Raw genomic sequence first — 14,679 nt, forward strand, 5'->3', positions numbered from 1 at the left:
ACCCCTCTGACACTTAAGCGGCGCACTGCCGCTTAAGTGCTGTCTGCCCCTGAATCAGGCGCAGCATGTTTCGCGTGCCACGGAAGGCCCGAATAACTCACAGGCAAGTGCCAATTCTATTTAACAGGGTAACTATCGTGAACAAGCGTCTTCTGCAAACTCTTCCTCTTGTTACGCTTAGCAGCTTACTACTGGCAGCCTGCGGTCAACCCGCCAATCCGCCTGCCGCAAACCAAACCACTGCTAAGCCGTCAACTATAACCACTATGCCGGTGGCAGCCAAGTTACTGATTGCCAATCCGTCTGACTTTGTCCGCAGCCAACAGCCGGTTTACCTGAGTTACTATGATCTGGGCTTAACCGCTCAGCAGGCGCAGGATCTGGTTGCCCGTCGTGCCGGCCAGTTGGTACCACTGCAGCATCTGGATCGCAGCGGTGACGGTACGCGCGATACGCTGTTTTTAGCCTTGGATTTTCAGCCAGCCGAACAACTGCAACTACACATTGAACATGATGCTGCCGCCCTGGCAGCTCTAAAGCTGCCGGCGAGAACTCAGGCCGAAATTTCGCATAAAGTCGGTGGCGAATGGCAAGGTGCCAAATATATTGGCGGCACCTTTCAGAACGTGCAGCAACTGACACCGCCGCCACAATATACCGATCACTCGGAGTGGATCCGTTATGAAGGCCCTGGTATCGAATCAGATCAGGTCGGCTATCGGATTTATCTGGACTGGCGTAATGGCTTTGATGTCTTTGGTAAAACCAAACCACAGCTGGTGTTGCAGGATGTCGGCCAGGATGGCTATCAGTCGTACCATGAAATGGCCGACTGGGGTATGGATCTGCTAAAAGTCGGACAATCACTGGGCGCCGGTGGTTATGGTTACTGGGATGGTCAGAAAGTTGAGCGTGTGTCCAGGGTTGGCCAGCATACCGCCAAAGTGATTGAAAATGGCCCGCTCTACTCCGCATTACAGATAACCTATCAGGATTGGCAAATTGCCGGCAAAACCGTCACTTTAACCGCTGATCTGTCGATGACTGCCGGCAGCCGGCTGGTCAATACCCGGTTACAACTGTCTGAGCCACTGGATAATCTTGCCATTGGTCTGGCAAAACTACCGGATACCAAACTGATTCAGGGCGAAGTGGAGATCACCGGTCACGCCTGGACCTATGTCGCGACCTGGGGGAATCAGAGTTTATCGGCCCCTGATAGCAAACTTGGGATGGCACTGCTGTTTAAACGCGGCCAGCGCACGGCACAAACCGAAGACGAGCATAGCCATGTCAGCGTGATGAAACCGGCTGGCAACCAGCTGGAATACTACTTTTTAGCCGCCTGGGATGGTGAAGCAGACGGCATCAAAACCGAAGCGGAATTTATTGCCTACCTTGAGCAACAAGCCGAACAACTGACCTTGACTCCACGGCAGCGCCTGCATACCGCCGCCACTGCCGCGAAACTGCAGCAGCCACTCACTGCTGAGCACGCACTGTATTGGGGAGAGCTACTGGCCAAAAGTGAGATGGTACGGCAAACTCCCTACTACGCTTACGGCGGCTGGGATTATGAGCGTCAACGTCCGGCAACCTTTGAATACACCACTGGTCTGTTGCTGCAAGCCTATGATGATTTACTGCAGCTTAAACCTAACGCCGAATGGCAACAGGTGATAAGCGACGTTGTAAACTCCTTTGTGACACCTGAGGGAGATATCCGCACTTACAGCATTAAAAAATACAATATCGACAGCCTGAATACCGGCAATATGCTGCTGCGCGATTATCTGCGCCAGCCGAACGAGCCGGCGCGCAAGGCGCTGGCACTGCTGCGTCGTCAGGTCGCCGAGCATCCGCGCACTCAGGATGGCGCCTTCTGGCACAAACAAATTTATCCGCATCAGCTGTGGCTGGATGGCGTCTATATGGGCATGCCATTCTACGCCTTTTACACCACAGAGTTTGAGCAAGGCCAGGGCCTGCCGGAAGTCGTTAAAGAATTTAAGCTAACCCGTGAATTACTGCGCGATGCCAATACCGGCCTGTACTACCATGCCTGGGATGAAGCGAAACAGCAGGTCTGGGCTAACCCTGAAACCGGTTTGTCGCCGCATTTCTGGGGCCGCGGCCTGGGTTGGCTCAGTATGGCGCTGGTTGATGTGCTGGATTATATCCCGGCCGAACAAACCGAGCTGCGGGCACCACTGCTGCAGATGATTACTGAGCTGGCGGAAGCCTTACCACGCTTTCAGCATGACAGTGGCGTCTGGTATCAAATTCTGGATCGGCCCGAGGCAACAGGCAACTACCTGGAGTCATCCGCTAGCGCCATGTTTACCTATTTCTATGCTAAAGCGATAAACAACGGCTATCTGCCACCGAGCTATAAAGCCACAGCGCTGAAAGCCTATCAGGGGTTAGTGCGCGAATTTATGCTGGTGCATCCGGATGGTTTAGTCAGCTTGGTTAATACGGTGCAGGTGGCGGGTCTGGGCTTTGGCCGCGATGGCAGCTACCACTACTATATGAGCGAGCCGGTCTTCCGTAACGACGCTAAGGCCAACGGCCCCTTTATTATGGCGGCAGTCGAAATGGCAAAACTTCTGGGCTACCCGGTTAACCAGTAACAACTGCCTGGCAGCAGGGTGCAGTTAACGCTGGCCCTGGAGTACGAGAGGACTTCTCCCTCTCCTGTGGTTTGAGCCGGCAACTGCCGGCTCTTTTTTTAACAGTGCTTGTTCGGGAGACTTTTATGCATAACGTCTTATTGGCTTTGATTTTTCTTTTGCTACCAAACATGACACTAGCCAGCAATGTGTTGCGCTTAAGCGTCGCACAGGATGGCAGCGCGCAGTTTCAAACTATTCAGGCGGCACTGGATAGCCTGCCGGCCACTGCTGAGCAGGCAATTATTCAGATTAAGCCGGGTATCTATCAGGAAAAGCTGTACCTGACACGGGATAAGGTGGCTCTGGTTGGTCAGGGCCGCACTCAGACCATCATTCAATATGCTGAACTGCGCACAAATTGGCTGGCGTCCCATCCGGATGACTGGGGCAGCGCCGTGGTAAATATCCGCGCCAGCGACATTGCCCTGCTCGGCCTGACGATTAAAAACAGCTATGGTGAACTAACCGGCGATCATGAACATCAGTTCGCGATCCGTGGCTTTGAGCATGCCAGCCGGATTATTACTGATGACTGCGCCATTATTGCCGGCGGTGCCGATACCCTAAGTTTGTGGAATAAGACCGACGGCATGTACTACCACCGCAACTGCTATATCGAAGGCCATACCGATATGGTGTGCCCACGTGGCTGGGCTTTTTTTGACAACGTCACTTTTTACAATCAGAAAGCCTATGCCACCCTGTGGCATGACGGTGAACTGGACCCAGCGCAAAAACTGGTGGTGGTCAATTCGCAGTTCGATGGTGTACCCGGCTTTTTGCTGGGCCGCCGCCACTACGATGCGCAGTTTTATCTGATCAATAACAGCTACAGCCCGAATATGGCTGACCGGCCAATCTTCCGTCACACCTATCCGCAACAACCGGAACGTGACCGGGCCAATTTATGGGGCGATCGCTACTACTTTAGCCAGAGCGCTGACAGCGCACCGCGCTATCCGTGGCTGGCAGATAATCTGGCTACGCATCCGGCTAACCTTAGCGCGGCGCAGATCACCGCACAGTGGACCTTTGACGGTCGCTGGGATCCCGAGGCTGAGCTGGCACGGCTTTATCAATTAATGGAACAACAACCATGAATCGACTAATCCTTTGCCTGTGTTTGTTGCTAAGCCTGTCGTTCGCTTCCCAGAGTTTCGCCAACAACCCGGTACCAGCGCGGCTGCATCTGGTCGGTGACTCGACGATGTCGGTTAAGATCAACCCGGCCTACCCGGAACGCGGTTGGGGTGAGCTGCTACCGGCCTTTATGCTGTCGCAGCTAACGATTATTAATCATGCCGCCAATGGCCGCAGTACCCGGCGCTTTATCAATGAGGGGCGCTGGCAACTATTGTTAAGCGAACTGAGTGCCGGCGACTATGTGTTGATCCAGTTTGGCCATAATGACCAGAAAATTGCGGATCCGACGCGCTATGCGGCGCCAGATAGCGACTATCAGGCGTTTTTACGCCAGTTTGTGGCCGATATTCGTGCCAAAAACGCCATTCCGCTATTGGCAAGTTCGATTTGCCGGCGCAACTTTAACAGTGATGCCTTGTTGGTACGAGATCTAACGGCTTATGCGTATGCCGCGGCGCAGGTCGCAGCGGAACTTGACGTGAGCTTTTTTGATTTACAACAGCTAAGCTGTGATTTTATTGCGAATGCCGGCCCAGCCGGCAGCCAGCCGTATTTCATTCAAATCCCGGCTGATCTTTACAGCAAGTTTCCGACCGGCACCACAGATAACACTCATCTGACGCTGCAGGGTGCCGCTAAGATTGCGCAGTTTTTTGTACGGGAGCTAAAGCGCCAGCAACATCCGCTGGCAGGCTATGTGTATCGGGAACTGTTATAAAAACGCCCGGCATTAACCGGGCGTTGCAAACTAAAATTTGGCAGGAACCATGAAACGCGGTTAATCCGGCGCTTTTGACACCCCAACCATCGCCGGACGTAATAAGCGGCCATTTAACTCATAGCCTTTTTGCATCACAAAGGTCACCGTATTCGGCGGTAAATCCGCCGTCGGCTGCATCGTCATCGCCTGATGTTGCTCCGGATTAAATGGCTGACCGGCCGGATCCAGCTGGATCACGCCGTATTTTGCAACCGTATCCAGGAAACTCTTCATCGTCAGCTCAATACCTTCAATGACACCTTTGAACGCTTCATCTTCACGGTTGATAAAGTTCAGCGCCCGCTCCAGGTTATCCAATACCGGCAATAAGTCCGAGGCGAACTTCTCCAGCGCGAACTTATGTGCCTTTTCTACATCCTGCGCGGCGCGGCGGCGGGCGTTATCGGCATCGGCTTTAATGCGCAGCATTAAATCATGTTGCTCAGCCAGCTGACTCTGGGTTTTCGCCAGTTCTTCTTCCAGTTTGGTAATAATGGTTTGCTCAGACGACAGCTCCACTGTGTCGGCATGGCTATCCGTAGTCTGGTTCAGCTCTTCAGGGGTTTCTGCAGGCTTGTGTTGCTCAGTCATTGTTACAATACTCCAATTTTGCGTAGGGGTATTATGGGGATCAATTTGGCCGATTCAAGTTTAAATTTAACTGGGCGGCGCAGGATTCCACCAGTGGCACCAGGCGCGCATAATTCATCCGGCGCGGCCCAAGCAGTGCAATAAAGCGGTGTGGCTGTTGCTGATAGCTTTGCGCGATGACACTAAGCTGCGACAGCTCGACAAAGCCCGACTCTTTACCCAGAATCAGTTTAGGTTGGTTATCATTAGTAACCAGCTCCAACAGCTGCATTAAACCGGCCGGATGCTCGAGCATTTGCACCACCTGCTGCAAAGCCGGGTTTTGCTGATAGTCTGGTGTCAGTAACAACTGATGCTGACCAAAAATCAGCGGTTGATGTTGCATAAATTCATCCAAACTCAGCTGGCCTAATACTTTTTGCAACAGCGCCTGCGCCAGCCCCGTTTCACTGCGTAATAAATTACCCAGGCGAGCAATACCATCCTGCCACTGCCCACCGGACAACGCCGCATTTAACAGGCACAACACCTTGCTTAAGGTTGCAGAATCAATACTTTGCTCACATTGCAATACCCGGTGCAAAATATCGCCGTCTTCGTCTATTACCACCAACAGCAGGCGATCGCTGGCCAGGCGCACCAAATCAATTTGCCGCACTTCACGACCACTGGCTTTGGGCGCACTGATAATGGCGACACAACCGGTCAGGTTAGCCAGTAATTGCCCGGCCTGCTGGCATAATAACGACACCGGCAACTGCGGTACCAAACGCTTTTTAATCTCCGCGGCCCAACTATCGCTTAGCGGTTGCAGCTGCAGCATCTTATCGATAAATAACCGGATACCAGAGGTGGTAGGAATACGGCCGGCTGAAGTATGAGGTGAGCGGATGAGTCCCTGCTGTTCCAGCAACACCATGGTATTACGCACCGTGGCCGAGCTGACTGACAACGCCTTATTTTCAGCAATCGCTTTGGAGGATACCGGTAAACCATCCAGCAGATACTGCTCAACGATCAGTTTTAAAATCAGCTCGGTTCTGCTTAATGTTTCGGTCATGCGCCTGCACCTGCCTTATATTGCTAACTATGATGGGGCCTTTCTAAAAAATTTCAAGCAGCTCAGGACACTAAAGCCAGCAGCCGTTATACTGAGCCAACAGTCTGGCCGCTGCCTGGGCAGAGGCAACACGCTGGCCGGTGCTTGCATGGCCGTTTAACACAGATCTTCTAACTCTGGTCTTTAAATATGGAAGCCTTATGAGTCTTGCCTTTAGCAAAGTAGGATTAATCGGTAAACCGCACCACAGCGGCGCCAACCAAACCCTGCTCAGCCTGTATCAGTTTTTGCAGCAACAGGGCCTGAGCGTCTATGTTGAAGAGCGGGTCGCGCAAAGCTTGCCCATCGCCGCGGCCGAAGTGCTGGATCTGGTGACGCTGGGGAAAACCTGCGATCTGGCAATAGTGGTCGGCGGAGATGGCAATATGCTGGGCGCAGCGCGGGTGCTGGCGCGGTTTGATGTAGCAGTACTGGGTGTCAACCGCGGTAATCTTGGTTTTTTAACTGATTTGGCGCCGGAGAGCTTTGCCGAACCGTTAACTGAGGTGCTGGCCGGAAATTTTGTTACCGAAAAGCGTAACCTGCTGGAAATCGCCGTCCATCGTCACGGCAGTATTAAAAGCAGTAACAGTGCCGTAAACGAAGCGGTGCTACACGCCGACAAGGTGGCGCATATGATTGAATTCGAAGCCTATATTAATAACGAATTTGTCTACAGCCAGCGCTCCGACGGCCTGATTATCAGCACGCCAACCGGCTCAACCGCTTATTCCCTTTCCGGTGGCGGCCCCATTCTGACCCCGGATCTGGATGCGATGAGTCTGGTGCCAATGTTTCCGCATACGCTAAGTAGTCGGCCACTGGTGGTGTCAGGAAATAGCGAAATCCGGCTGAAAGTTGCTGAAACTAACGATGCACATCTGCAAATCAGTTGCGACAGCCATGTGATTCTGGCGGTAATGCCAGGCGATGATATTACCATCCGCAAACACCCTAACCCGCTGCGGCTGGTGCATCCGCCCGGTTATAGCTATTACCATGTGCTGCGCAATAAACTGGGCTGGGGCAGCAAGTTGTACTAAAAAAAATCGGCGCCCGACTTGCTAAAGTCACTTTTACTGTATAAATTTACACTGTAACTATAAACAGTATCAGGTGCCTTATGCTCTGCCATCTTCATATCAGTAATTTTGCCATAGTTCGCGCGCTGGAAATTGACTGGGCGGGCGGGATGTCAACCATCACCGGTGAAACCGGAGCCGGTAAATCCATTGCCATTGACGCCCTGGCACTGTGCCTGGGCGAACGGGCCGATGCCGCAGTAGTGCGTCCCGGCGCCGACAAAGCCGATATTGTCGCCACCTTTGATATCTCCACCCTGCCCGCCGCGCGCGACTTTCTGCAACAACAAGACCTATTGATGGGTAACGAATGTATTGTCCGGCGTGTCGTCAGTAATGAAGGCCGTTCCCGCGGCTATATTAATGGCGTGCAGGTGCCGGCGCAGCAGCTAAAGCAACTGGGGCAGTACCTGTTATCGATCCATGGCCAGCATGCGCATCAACTGCTGTTAAAGGCCGATTATCAGCGTCAGTTACTGGACGCCTATGTCGCCAACAGCGAGCTGCAGCAGCAATGCCGGCAAAGCTATCGCTACTGGCAGCAGTTGCAGCAAGAGCATCAGGCATTACAGCATTCTCAGCAACAGCGTGATGCCCAGCGCCAGTTACTGGAATATCAGGTAGCAGAATTGGACCAGTTTGCGCCGCAGGCTGATGAATTCAGCGGCTTGGAAGCCGAACATAGCAGGCTGACGCACGGTAACACTCTGCTGTCGCAAAGCCAGCAATGCCTGCAGCAGCTGTACGATGATGATGAGCAAAGCATTTACCGCGCGCTGTCTCAGGTAAGCTACCAACTGGAGCAGTTGCAAGCACTGGACCCTACACTGGCAGGGGTACAGCAAATGCTAAGCGATGCGCTGTTACAAACCGAAGAAGCCAGCCGTGAACTGCGCCGCTATGCCGATAAGGTGGAACTGGATCCGGAGCGGCTGGCTGAAATCGACGAGCGACTGGCGCAGTGGCTAAATCTGGCCCGCAAGCATCAGATCGCTAATGAACAACTGGCAGAGCGGCACCAACAGTTAGCGGCAGAACTGGCAGAGTTAACCGGCTCAGAGCAGCGGCTGACCGAACTGGAACTGGCTATCCAGCAAGCCAGTCGCCAATATCAGCAGGCAGCGGCAGCTTTAACAACGGCCCGCCAGCAGGCTGCCTCAGAGCTAAGCGAGCTGATCAGCAAAAATATGCATGAACTGAGCATGGCCAATGCCCGCTTTGCTATCAATGTTTCGACCTTGCCGTTAGAGCAGGCCAGCGCCAACGGCCTGGATCTGATCAGTTTCGAGGTATCGACCAACCCGGGCCAGCCACTGCAAGCGTTAAGTAAAGTCGCCTCCGGCGGTGAATTATCGCGGATCAGCCTGGCAGTACAGGTAATACTAGCGGATAAAGTCACCACCCCTACCTTGATTTTCGATGAAGTGGATGTCGGAATCAGCGGCCCGGTAGCTGCTGGCGTCGGCCGCTTATTACGCCAGCTCGGCCAAAGTACCCAGATTATTTGCGTTACCCACCTGCCGCAAGTAGCCAGCCAGGGCCATCAGCAGTTATTTGTGGAAAAATATACCGATGGTATCGCCACCGAAACCCGGATGCGTCAGCTCAGTGATGATGAGCGGATCCAGGAAATTGCCCGTCTGCTGGCCGGTGAGAATATCAGTGCCAATGCGCTGGCCAATGCGCGGGAACTTTTGTGTACCCCAGCAGTCTGAGCTGCAGTTTTGCTGCGCTAAGCTGCACAGCACCAAAGGTGTGTAAGCAGCTTAGCCTGGTAACGAAACCCGACTTTACCGCACCGTACTCAGAAACAGGTTTTTTGCTTACGCATCCTGGGTTATGATGACGGCACTTAGGTTGATGACATGGTATCTATGAAAGCAGTAGTAAAAATCGTCTTACTGGCGGCGGCTCTTAGCCTGAGCGCCTGTAGCAGCTGGGTATACCGTATTGATATTCCGCAGGGTAACTTTTTAGAGCAAAAGGACGTTGATAAACTCCGTATTGCCATGACCAAGGAGCAGGTGGTGTTTGTACTGGGTAATCCGGTCGCAGCCAACCCCTTTGACCACGATACCTGGCATTACTTTTATGCCCTGAAAGGCGGCCGTGGCAATAACTTTGAAAAGCGCCTGGTGGTGGAGTTTAAAGATGACCGGCTGGTAAATATCAGTGGTGACTTTGATAAGCACCCGGACTTTGATAAACCGCTGGATATTTAAGACAGCGAATTAGCAAGATATACAACAAAGCCGCTTTATCGCGGCTTTTTTATTTTGGTCATTATTGTTGTGATTTTTATTGTAATTTTTGTTGCAAGTGTCGCGGCCAACCTGCGGTAGGATGGCATACCAAACCGTTTTTATCTTATAAATGCCCGCCGGTAACTTTATTCGCCCGCCCCTCGTCCTTGGCTTTTTCGGCACGGCGCCGACGCAAATCTTTCGGATCGGCAATCAAAGGCCGGTAGATTTCAATCCGATCACCGTCTTGCACTTTATCGCTTAGTTTCACCGGCCGGCTCCAGACGCCCACTTTTTGTTCACTCAGATTAATCTGCGGAAACTGCTGCAAAATACCAGATTGGCGGATAATCTGCTCAACACAGGTATCGGCCGGCACCGAGATGGTTAACAAGGCCTGCCGCTCCGGCAAGGCATAAGCCACCTCAACGCTAATGGTATCGGAAATGGCGGCACCTGCGCTGTTATTCACCATAAACTTGCTTCGCTCTCTGGGTAAAGGCATTGACCATGGCAGCCGTTAACTCCTGAAATATCTTGCCAAAGGCAAACTGCACCAACTTATTTGAAAATTCAAATTCCAGCTGCAAAATCACCTTGCAGGCTTGCTCATTTAACGGCACAAATTGCCAGCCGCCCTGCAAGCGCTTAAAAGGCCCATCAACCAGCTGCATTTCTATGCGTTGTACCGGGTGTAAAATATTACGGGTAGTAAAGCTTTGCCCAATGCCTGCCTTGGAAACTTCCAGTTTCGCCACCATTTCCTGTTCCGTGTGGCGGATCACCGTGGCTTTGGTACAGCCGGGTAAAAATTGCGGATAATCCGGCACCGCATTAACCAGGTCATACATTTGTTGCGCGCTGTAAAAAACCAAGGCACTGCGCTCAATTTGTGGCATACTCACTCCCCTTACATCAGGGGATGAATTGTAACAGAAGAACGCGGGGCATCAAAACAGCACCGCGGCCTAAGCTGGCACGCTGTCAGTTGCTGATAAAGAGCACTATGAGTAAAAAGCAAAGTAATAAAAAGCAAAACACCACCATAGCGGTGAACCGCAAAGCCCGCCACGAATACTTTCTGGAAGATCGCTACGAAGCCGGTTTAAGCCTGCAAGGTTGGGAAGTCAAGAGTATCCGCGATGGCAAGGTTAACCTGTCGGACGCCTATGTGATGTTAAAAGACGGCCAGGCTTACCTGTTCGGCGCCCAAATCCAGCCGTTAAAAAGTGCGTCCAGCCATGTCGTCTGTGATCCGGAGCGTAACCGCAAACTGTTGCTGCACCGTCGCGAGCTGAGTAAGCTGGTCGGCTTAAAAGAGCGTGATGGCTATACCCTGGTCGCGACAGCGATGTATTGGAAAGCCTGCTGGGTAAAGCTGGAGTTCCATTTAGCGCGCGGTAAAAAGAGCTTCGATAAACGTGACGATATTAAAGATCGTGACTGGTCACGCGAAAAAGAACGCATGATGAAGCACAGCCGCTAACTTATCGCGGCGGGCTTGAAACTTATTTATTGCAGCCTTATCTAAGGTTGTGAGTAGTAAAACAGCGGTTAGGCAAATGTCTCTGGCTATTTTATGCCGAAGGCCCTAGAATAGTCGCTGACTTAGGGTGTAAGTGCTTTACCTCAGAATTCGGGGCTGATTCTGGATTCGACGGGATTCACGAAATCCAAGGTGCATGCCGAGGTGCGGTAGGCCTCGTAAAAAAGCCGCAACTTAATAGTCGCAAACGACGAAACTTACGCAATCGCTGCCTAATAAGCAGTAGATAGCTCTTCCCCTCACGCATGCCTGTAAGCTGAGACTCTGGAAGATCACCCCTAACAGGATCGCATGGCGGCTTTGTCCGGAGCCAAGATGCTAAAACCAATCGGACTCGCCCGACGATAGCCTGCCAGCTGGCGCTCATAGGGTTAACTAAATAACTGGCTAAGCATGTAGTACCGACGATGTAGGTTTTTCGGACGCGGGTTCAACTCCCGCCAGCTCCACCAACTAGAGAAGCGGCGCATTAGCGCCGCTTTTTTATTGCCTGCTTTAAAAACAAAAGCTTATCTATACGCACTCCAGCGAACTAACTGGCCGACAGTACACTAAACACGTCTGGGAATTGTTATCCTGTTGCCAACTTATGTCATTCTGCTGCCAACTTTTTCGCAAAGTACCAAGAAAACCTCTGCGACGAGCTAACCGGATCAGTTTCGATATTCAGCTCAAAAACATATGGTGCCGAGCATCATGTGTTCACGGGCTAGTAGTTCAGCATAAAAAAGCAACTGGCATTGTTAGGCAGGAACCGCAAATGCGGAGGGACCGAACTATGCTAGTAATGATTGATTTCGAAGTAGCAATAAACTTCGCTACCGTAGAAACTTATTAAAATAATCTCTTGAAATCTAGTCAAAAACCTAACAATATATCCCAAATATGGAACATAGTATTAAGGGAGTTAAAGGAATGACAAAAATGGTTTGGCCTGCAGATAACCCTAAACATCTAGTACTTCCTCCTGAACATGCGGCACCAATCAACGCTAAGCTATTTAGATTTGTTAATAAGATTCCTGCTGATCAATCAGATTTCCTCCCCAGTTTCAAAGACCCGGAGCAAAGCAACTTAGCTCAAAGAAATATCGATAATCCAGAGTTCTACGCAACTTCTTTTTTCAGTGATAAAATGAGAGTCATGAAGTTGATTGAAACAAACCCTGAAAAATTCAGAAAGAAAATTGTGGCTAATGGGATGGTAACTCCTGACCTAGGTTATGCTCATAGCAATAGCAGGGGACATGTATCAGTATGGTTTTACGAAAACTGCTACCCTACAGGATTTGTAAGACATGCGTAAGCCAGAAAAATTACTTTTTAGAAAAACTGTTAACTTTGGGTCGCTGTATTATTACAACAGCTACAGCTATTACTTAGAGCCTATAACATTCTCAGCTCGAAACGAATTTGGGCATCTGTTTTTTTGTTATAGTTTAGGGCTAGATGACGATGATTTATTTGAAAGATGGGTCATCAATCCGATATCTGAACAATTTCTTAACCAAATAGAGCAGAAAAACATTTCTTTATACGATGCTATTCTACCTAAAGATAGAGACAATATATTTATTCTTAAGGAATACTTAGAAGAAGATAAATCTGAGGTTATCTCATTAGACAAAAAAAGAATAGCTTTTGCTTTACCAAATAAAGATGTTTTCATTTCGGAAAATATTAATATTGATGGTTCTAGAAAGCACTCCCACAAGATAAGGCTCTTTAAATCTTCTCAGAAGCCAATTGCTTCTGATATTCTCAACAAAACTACCGAACAGTTTATCTCCTTTTGTAAGAACTACCTCGACAGCTTCCAAATTCCTTTGAAGATATTTTCTGAAGATGCAGTCCATGGGTCATTCGTATTTCGAGTGAAGATAGATGAACTTGATTCTATCTCCCAGTGCGGCGGGTTTGAAAAACTTTCCAGCCTGTCGGATATGGGTAAGTTTTTACACGATATTGATAATTATGATATTGACCAGAGACAACTAAAGTATTTACTTGATACTTTAGTAAAGCATGGGATAAACATTGAACTAATTGATGAATCTTCGACAAATACACTTTTTAGCCTAACAGATGGTTACGCCAAAAATTTAGTCCCTGAGATTGCATCACGATTGTCTAATTATTTAGATAGCTCAATGGTACCACAAGCAGACAGTCTAGATACGCTCAAAAATTTTTTAGTGATTCTTAATACTGAAGGTATAGTAACGGCTGATTCATTCGGACTAGATAAACGCCAAGTAAGTTACTACAGAGATGCTTGTCAATTATTAGGTCTTGTACACAGCTATGGCGCCCTTACCCCGTTGGGACTAAAAGCATCCATTGCCGAATCAGAAAAAGTATTCCTAGAAATCATCAAAGGACAGTTCGAAAATACTGAGTGCGCAACTATATGGATGGCTCAACAATCTGTCAGCAACCTTATTGAGATTGATGAGTCTACAGCCACTCAATTTTTAATTGATAATTGTAAAAATTTAGGCGAAAGCACCTCAAAAAGACGAGCTAGTACTTTAAGATCATGGGTAAAGAGCTTTAAGAAGCACCTTGTAAATCAATAAGTCTTTTAATACACAGATTTATTGCTTCTTCGTTGTTGTCATTGCCAATGAAGTTTCGTTTGAGTTTCATTGCAGCGACACCAACGAATCCTGTGCCACAAAAAGGATCTAATACCGTTTCACCAGAATGACTACTTTGCTCAATTAAAATTGATGCAAGATTGGTAGGCTTTTCTGTCGGATAACCTTTAATAATCCTTTTTTCTACCAAAATATCTGGGATTGAAAGATTAGATAACTTTCTTTTTCCTTTCTCAAAAAACATAATAAATTCATATCTTGCTCTGTAGTGATAACCCATACCAATCGTTACTTTGTCCCAAATAATTGGTTTCCAGAATTTGAATCCAATTTTCTCCGCGATAGGTTTTACAATAAAAGCTGTTTCTTGATCACAGAAGAGATAAAAATGGCTATTCTTCTTTAATACTCGGTATACCTCAGTAAATAACTCTTCAAATCTATCATTAGGAAATATTTCGAACCAAGAGTTACTAGATGCTTTACTAACTTTTAGCCTAGTAGTCGTGCCTATTTTTCTGTGCTTCTCCAACGACTCATATGGAGGATCTGTGATAACTAAATCAATTGAATTACTTTCAGTTCGTCTCAATAATTTAACTGCATCTTCGCAATGGAGTTCAATGTTGACATCATTGTCAAAAGCTACTTCAAACTTCATTCTCTACCACCTCAATTCCATATGTATAAAAACACAGTTATTCTGACATCATTTTCGCTAATATGCATCAACAAATAAGGTATTTACACTAAATGAGATTTTATGGAATCGTTTATCACAGCAAAGAGCACAAATATCTTGCCTTGACGATTTTGGTTTTGTATTTTGATTGCTAACTTAACGATCTCGACATGGCACCGTAACACGCAAAGCATTGATCTAAATAAATTTACCTCAACTCCCGCCAGCTCTACCAACTAAATAGCTGATCCTAATTGTG

The 14,679-nt window shown here is 49.0% G+C and carries 14 protein-coding genes and 1 other RNA gene; 10 read left to right on the forward strand and 5 right to left on the reverse strand.

Annotated elements, in window-relative coordinates; genetic code table 11:
- The first annotated feature begins 137 nt into the window (after positions 1–137).
- The 3 genes from A9165_RS12040 (at position 138) to A9165_RS12050 (ending at position 4,536) form a co-directional block, all read left to right on the forward strand.
- Positions 138–2,633 carry a glycoside hydrolase family 88 protein gene (locus A9165_RS12040; RefSeq protein ID WP_065956058.1) on the forward strand — a complete coding sequence of 832 codons (2,496 nt, stop codon included), beginning with the start codon at positions 138–140 and terminating at the stop codon, positions 2,631–2,633.
- A gap of 125 nt (positions 2,634–2,758) precedes the next feature.
- On the forward strand, positions 2,759–3,775 hold the full coding sequence (locus A9165_RS12045) for a pectinesterase family protein (RefSeq protein WP_008608829.1): 1,017 nt from the start codon (positions 2,759–2,761) through the stop codon (positions 3,773–3,775).
- Complete coding sequence (locus A9165_RS12050) at positions 3,772–4,536, forward strand: rhamnogalacturonan acetylesterase (protein WP_065956059.1); 765 nt, start codon at positions 3,772–3,774, stop codon at positions 4,534–4,536. The genes A9165_RS12045 and A9165_RS12050 overlap by 4 nt, the downstream gene beginning before the upstream one ends.
- A 60-nt stretch (positions 4,537–4,596) precedes the next feature.
- Here A9165_RS12050 and grpE read toward each other — a convergent pair whose 3' ends face one another.
- On the reverse strand, positions 4,597–5,169 hold the full coding sequence (gene grpE / locus A9165_RS12055; RefSeq protein ID WP_065956060.1) for a nucleotide exchange factor GrpE: 573 nt from the start codon (positions 5,167–5,169) through the stop codon (positions 4,597–4,599).
- Positions 5,170–5,209: 40 nt separating this feature from the next.
- On the reverse strand, positions 5,210–6,229 hold the full coding sequence (hrcA, locus tag A9165_RS12060; protein ID WP_065956061.1) for a heat-inducible transcriptional repressor HrcA: 1,020 nt from the start codon (positions 6,227–6,229) through the stop codon (positions 5,210–5,212).
- Between the two features lie 200 nt (positions 6,230–6,429).
- Here hrcA and nadK point away from each other — a divergent pair, with 200 nt between their 5' ends.
- The 3 genes from nadK to A9165_RS12075 all read left to right on the forward strand — a co-directional run bounded on the left by nadK (position 6,430) and on the right by A9165_RS12075 (position 9,572).
- Positions 6,430–7,311 carry an NAD(+) kinase gene (gene nadK, locus A9165_RS12065; RefSeq protein WP_065956062.1) on the forward strand — a complete coding sequence of 294 codons (882 nt, stop codon included), beginning with the start codon at positions 6,430–6,432 and terminating at the stop codon, positions 7,309–7,311.
- Between the two features lie 80 nt (positions 7,312–7,391).
- On the forward strand, positions 7,392–9,065 hold the full coding sequence (recN, locus tag A9165_RS12070) for a DNA repair protein RecN (RefSeq protein WP_065956063.1): 1,674 nt from the start codon (positions 7,392–7,394) through the stop codon (positions 9,063–9,065).
- Between the two features lie 150 nt (positions 9,066–9,215).
- Positions 9,216–9,572 (forward strand): outer membrane protein assembly factor BamE, encoded by a 357-nt coding sequence (locus A9165_RS12075; protein ID WP_008608836.1) that lies wholly within the window; start codon positions 9,216–9,218, stop codon positions 9,570–9,572.
- Positions 9,573–9,717: 145 nt separating this feature from the next.
- Here the strand turns inward: A9165_RS12075 and A9165_RS12080 are convergent, their stop codons facing one another.
- Positions 9,718–10,068, reverse strand: a complete 351-nt coding sequence (locus A9165_RS12080; protein WP_065956064.1) for an RnfH family protein — start codon at positions 10,066–10,068, stop codon at positions 9,718–9,720.
- Positions 10,058–10,492, reverse strand: coding sequence for a type II toxin-antitoxin system RatA family toxin (locus A9165_RS12085; RefSeq protein ID WP_008608839.1), 435 nt, complete (start codon positions 10,490–10,492; stop codon positions 10,058–10,060). Before A9165_RS12085 ends, A9165_RS12080 begins: the two co-directional genes overlap by 11 nt.
- A 107-nt stretch (positions 10,493–10,599) precedes the next feature.
- On the opposite strand from A9165_RS12085, the gene smpB reads away from it, so the two are divergent.
- The 4 genes from smpB (at position 10,600) to A9165_RS12105 (ending at position 13,717) form a co-directional block, all read left to right on the forward strand.
- Positions 10,600–11,079 carry an SsrA-binding protein SmpB gene (smpB, locus tag A9165_RS12090; protein WP_065956065.1) on the forward strand — a complete coding sequence of 160 codons (480 nt, stop codon included), beginning with the start codon at positions 10,600–10,602 and terminating at the stop codon, positions 11,077–11,079.
- A gap of 152 nt (positions 11,080–11,231) precedes the next feature.
- Positions 11,232–11,591: a transfer-messenger RNA gene (ssrA, locus tag A9165_RS12095) on the forward strand.
- Positions 11,592–12,054: 463 nt separating this feature from the next.
- Positions 12,055–12,444, forward strand: a complete 390-nt coding sequence (locus A9165_RS12100; RefSeq protein ID WP_141686161.1) for a hypothetical protein — start codon at positions 12,055–12,057, stop codon at positions 12,442–12,444.
- Entirely contained in the window at positions 12,437–13,717 is a 1,281-nt protein-coding gene (locus tag A9165_RS12105) for a DUF6575 domain-containing protein (protein WP_065956066.1), read from the forward strand. Before A9165_RS12100 ends, A9165_RS12105 begins: the two co-directional genes overlap by 8 nt.
- On the opposite strand, the gene A9165_RS12110 is transcribed toward A9165_RS12105, so the two are convergent.
- Positions 13,692–14,399: a site-specific DNA-methyltransferase gene (locus A9165_RS12110; protein ID WP_065956067.1), complete on the reverse strand. Its 708-nt coding sequence runs from the start codon at positions 14,397–14,399 to the stop codon at positions 13,692–13,694. The genes A9165_RS12105 and A9165_RS12110 overlap by 26 nt on opposite strands.
- Between the last annotated feature and the right edge of the window lie 280 nt (positions 14,400–14,679).

This window comes from Alishewanella sp. HH-ZS, from assembly GCF_001704375.1.
Taxonomy (GTDB): domain Bacteria; phylum Pseudomonadota; class Gammaproteobacteria; order Enterobacterales; family Alteromonadaceae; genus Alishewanella; species Alishewanella aestuarii.